The following is a 3,882-nucleotide window of genomic DNA, read 5'->3' as shown; positions in this document are numbered from 1 at the left end:
GGCTGAAGCCTGCACACCAGCGCATGTTGGTGTCCAGCCTTCAGGCGATTCCCACTCGCTGCGGAGCAGCGAAATGGGCGGCTAAAGCCCCACGGCGCTGATCAGATCCTTGGCCGCAAACGGCCGCGCCGCGGCGAAGGCTTCCGCAGCCGCGACGCCGGCGATCGAACCGGTCATCACCGCCGCGGCGCGAATCCGCTCGTCCATCGCGTGCTTGTGCGCGAATTGACTGTGATAGCACTGCATCGAGGCGATCTTCTGTTCCAGCGTCTCGCCGATGTCGACCAGGATGTGAAACGGATTTCCCGCCAACGTCATCGGCTCAATCGCAAGCCGAAAGTAAAGCTGGCGTTCGATCTGATGAACCGGCAACCCGTCAAAGTAGTCGTCCCATTTGGTCAGCCGGCTATAAAAGACGGCGGCGTCGGTGATCAGCATCGTTTGAAAATGATCCGGCGATGCCATCGGCGTCTTGTCACCAAAACCGATCACGATGCGAGGCCGATAGCGACGAAAGACTTTCGCCAGTGCGACCCGATGCTCGAAGCAATCCAGCAGACGACGATTAGGAAGGTCCAATTGAATCCGCGCGACCGCGCCCAACACGTTTGCTGCCGCCTCGGCCTCCTTCATCCGAGCCTCCGGACCGTCGCTGTAGGGCGTCGGCTCCCCATCGGTCAAATCGACGATTCCGACCCGATGTCCCGCCGAGGCAAGCTTGGCCAACGTCCCACCACACGCGACTTCGACATCGTCGGGATGCGATCCGACGGCAATCACATCCAACGGTTCGGGGCGGTTGCCGGTCTGCGGTTCTTTCATGATCAAACCATAACGCGAAACGCATGTTGAAGCGACATGCGTTCCAGGGGCGCGATCAGGGTCGCCAACGGTTCGTGACGCCGGACGTCGGCCGGCCGGCGGGGAACGTCTTTCCAAACCCAGCGGTCATCGCTCGGCTGCCGGTCAAAGTCGGTGGCATCCACCCGGCGATCGGTCCGCGCAAACAGCACGCGTTTGATAAACACGTGGTCCGACGGCCGAGCGTCTGCGTGACCCGACGACACCCGTTCCACACGACGAATCCAATCCGCCGCATCGTCAAACATCGAACACGGCTCATTCAACGTTGCGCCCCACGCCCGCTCGACCAATTCCATCGAAGCACTCCAACGCGGGTTGACTTCCAACAGCGTGACCGTGTCGTGTTGCAGCACCACATCGATGTTGAAGGGACCGACGAGCGGCGAGAGGCAACAGACGGCGTCGCCGAGTCGATGGAGCGAGTTCACCCATGCGACGTTCAAGGGGATCGGACCGAGCGCTCCGGCGAACACGAACGGAGACGGCCCGATTCGTTTTTTCAACAGCCGGCATGCGCCCAGCAGCATCGCCCGGTCCCCCAGGCCGAAAAAGCTTGCCCCGCAGATGCGGCCGCGGACGGGCCGCTGCAAGATCGAGTTCTCCGGAATGTCTCCCGCACCCTTGCTGTAGGACACACCCAGACCGCCGGAACTGCCCCGACGCTTGACCAGCCAACCACGGGTCGCGACGCCCGCACAGCGTGTCTCCGGGAACCTCACGGCCGCCCGGGAGGCCAAGTCCCTCAGAAACTCGGGGCGGTCAGAGATCAAAAACTGCTCGGGAGAAACGGCCCAAAACGACCGTCGAGTTGGACCGATCCAGCCGAAACCTCGCTCAAGACCGCCCACGATCGCAATCGGTGCCCGTTCGGGGACGATGCGGTCAAGCGGTCGCGAATCCCCGGAATCCAGGAAATCGTCCAGTGGATACCAGCGTCGGGCCGCCGCCAGCGTCTCGCGGTCGCCGAAGTGGTCGACGGCGATGGGGGAAAAACCGGCGATTCGTGCCGATTCCGCCGCTGCCCGGACCGAAGCGCCGACCAGCACGATGGGACCACGCTGCGATCGATCGCGATCAGCAGGCCGGGTCGCCTGGGAATTTTGAATTTGACCGGGTGTTTGCATCGGCGTCATGGTTTGTTAGCTTTTCCCCGACTCCAGACCCACCCCAGGCGCTCCACGGTCCGATTGCCGGAGCGTCTTGCGGGGCAACGGACATGTGTTTCCCCACCGGTCTTCGAACCAAACTTTCTTTTGAACAGGTCACTGAAATGAAGTTTTACATTGGTGAGGCCCTGGTGGGCGATGGCAACGAAGTCGCACACATCGATTTGATGATCGGCAGCAAAGACGGTCCGGTCGGCACCGCATTCGCCAACGCCCTGTCCACGCAAAGCGAAGGTCACACGAACCTGTTGGCCGTGCTGGCTCCTAACGTGGCCGTCAAACCGTCGACCGTGATGATCACGAAGGTCACCTTGAAGGGCTTCAAGCAGGTCGTGCAAATGTTTGGCCCCGCCCAAGCCGCCGTCGCCAAAGCCGTCGCCGATTCGGTCGCCGAAGGCGTCATTCCCGCCGATCAAGCCGAAGACTTGGTCTGTGTCTGCGGTGTGTTCATTCACCCGGAAGCCGACGACGACGAAAAGATCTACAATTATAACTACGAAGCGGTCAAGCAATCGCTGGCCAACGCGATGGGCGGCAAACCTTCGGCCCAAGAAATGATCGCGCAAAAAGATTCCGCGGCGCACCCGTTCAAGGGCGACTTCTAAGCACGACGCAAAACTGGAGAGACTCCTCCGCAACCCTCCCTTTTAGGGAGGGTCGGACGCGAGGGACGAGCGGCCGGGGAGGGTTTGTCGCGGCTGAGAATCGCGGCTGAGAATCATTGTGTGACAACCGTTCGACCTCCCCCCGCTTCGCTCGCCCCCTTACGCATCAAGTTTTTTAGAAGTCACCCTCCCGCGTGCGGGAGGGTCGAGCGCAGCGAGGGGAGGGTTTCCGCGGCCCCGCCGCCACCGATGCCAACCACAACGCCAAAGCACGCTCCCCAATCCCCGGGCAACTCATGCCGAAACGCATTCTGTTTCAGTTCGATTGTGACCCCCAGGCCAGTTCGTTTGATGCGGTCGTCGCCGTCGATTCGGGCGTCGACCATCTGGTCCCCTACGCGGGCGTCCAAGCGACATCGATCGAACCACTCGTCCACGGCGCGATGTTCACTCGCGGCGGCGACGATCTCAAAAACACCGCCATCTTTCTCGGTGGCAGCGATGTCGCGCTCGCCGAAACGCTGCTCCAATGCGTGACGGATGCATTTTTCGGACCCGTTCGCGTTTCGGTGATGATGGACGCCAATGGTTGCAACACGACCGCCGCGGCCGCCGTCGTCGCCGCCGCGCGACACCTGGAACTGGCCGGATCGCATGCCGTGGTCCTCGGTGGGACCGGGCCGGTCGGCCAACGTGTCGCACGCTTGTTGGCTAGCGACGGAGCCTCAGTCACGCTGACCAGTCGGTCATTGGCTCGCGCCCAAGAGGCTTGCGACCGAGTCGCCCATGACGCCGACGAGAACATTGCTGACCGATTGTCGGCCGCCGAATCAGGGTCTCCCGATCAAGTCGGCAGCATTCTCGCCCCCGCCAACATCGTGATCGCCTGTGGGGCCGCCGGTATCCCGTTGGCCGAAAAATCTGATCTGATCGCGGCGAAAGACTTGGCCGTCGCCATCGACCTCAACGCCGTGCCCCCGGCCGGCCTGGGTGGCATCGCGGTGATGGACAAGGCCAAACCGATCAGCGAAGACTCTCGCGCGGTCGGCTATGGGGCAATCGGCGTCGGCGGATTAAAGATGAAGACGCACCGCGCGGCGATTCAATCGCTGTTCGAGTCGAACGACAAAGTGCTCAACGCCGACGAAATCTACGCCCTCGCCAAAATCGTCGAAAAGTCTTAACGCTTCGTCAACTTTTAGACGCAGGGTGCCCGACCCGAATATTGCGGGCATGAGTGTTGGTGT

General features: G+C 61.9%; 4 protein-coding genes. 2 read left to right on the top strand and 2 right to left on the bottom strand.

Features of this window, described 5'->3' with window-relative positions; genetic code table 11:
- Nucleotides 1-81: 81 nt before the first annotated feature.
- Both NZK35_RS24970 and NZK35_RS24965 read right to left on the bottom strand, forming a co-directional pair.
- Nucleotides 82-822: a PIG-L family deacetylase gene (locus tag NZK35_RS24970; RefSeq protein WP_259635249.1), complete on the bottom strand. Its 741-nt coding sequence runs from the start codon at nt 820-822 to the stop codon at nt 82-84.
- A gap of 2 nt (nt 823-824) precedes the next feature.
- Nucleotides 825-1,988, bottom strand: a complete 1,164-nt coding sequence (locus NZK35_RS24965; protein ID WP_259635248.1) for an ATP-grasp domain-containing protein — start codon at nt 1,986-1,988, stop codon at nt 825-827.
- 146 nt (nt 1,989-2,134) lie between these two features.
- Between NZK35_RS24965 and fae the strand changes: the two genes are divergently transcribed.
- Both fae and NZK35_RS24955 read left to right on the top strand, forming a co-directional pair.
- Entirely contained in the window at nt 2,135-2,635 is a 501-nt protein-coding gene (gene fae / locus NZK35_RS24960) for a formaldehyde-activating enzyme (RefSeq protein ID WP_095739000.1), read from the top strand.
- Nucleotides 2,636-2,931: 296 nt separating this feature from the next.
- Nucleotides 2,932-3,819, top strand: a complete 888-nt coding sequence (locus tag NZK35_RS24955; RefSeq protein ID WP_259635247.1) for an NADP-dependent methylenetetrahydromethanopterin/methylenetetrahydrofolate dehydrogenase — start codon at nt 2,932-2,934, stop codon at nt 3,817-3,819.
- Nucleotides 3,820-3,882 lie beyond the last annotated feature (63 nt).

It is taken from the genome of Stieleria sedimenti (assembly GCF_025060895.1).
Taxonomy (GTDB): Bacteria; Planctomycetota; Planctomycetia; order Pirellulales; family Pirellulaceae; genus Stieleria; species Stieleria sedimenti.
This window is presented reverse-complemented; position numbering and strand designations above follow the sequence as displayed.

Coding starts and splice junctions, on each gene's coding strand:
- NZK35_RS24955 (WP_259635247.1), top strand. CDS start 2,932: ATGCCGAAACGCATTCTGTTTCAGTTCGATTGTGACCCCCAGGCCAGT.
- NZK35_RS24965 (WP_259635248.1), bottom strand. CDS start 1,988: ATGCAAACACCCGGTCAAATTCAAAATTCCCAGGCGACCCGGCCTGCT.
- NZK35_RS24970 (WP_259635249.1), bottom strand. CDS start 822: ATGAAAGAACCGCAGACCGGCAACCGCCCCGAACCGTTGGATGTGATT.
- fae (WP_095739000.1), top strand. CDS start 2,135: ATGAAGTTTTACATTGGTGAGGCCCTGGTGGGCGATGGCAACGAAGTC.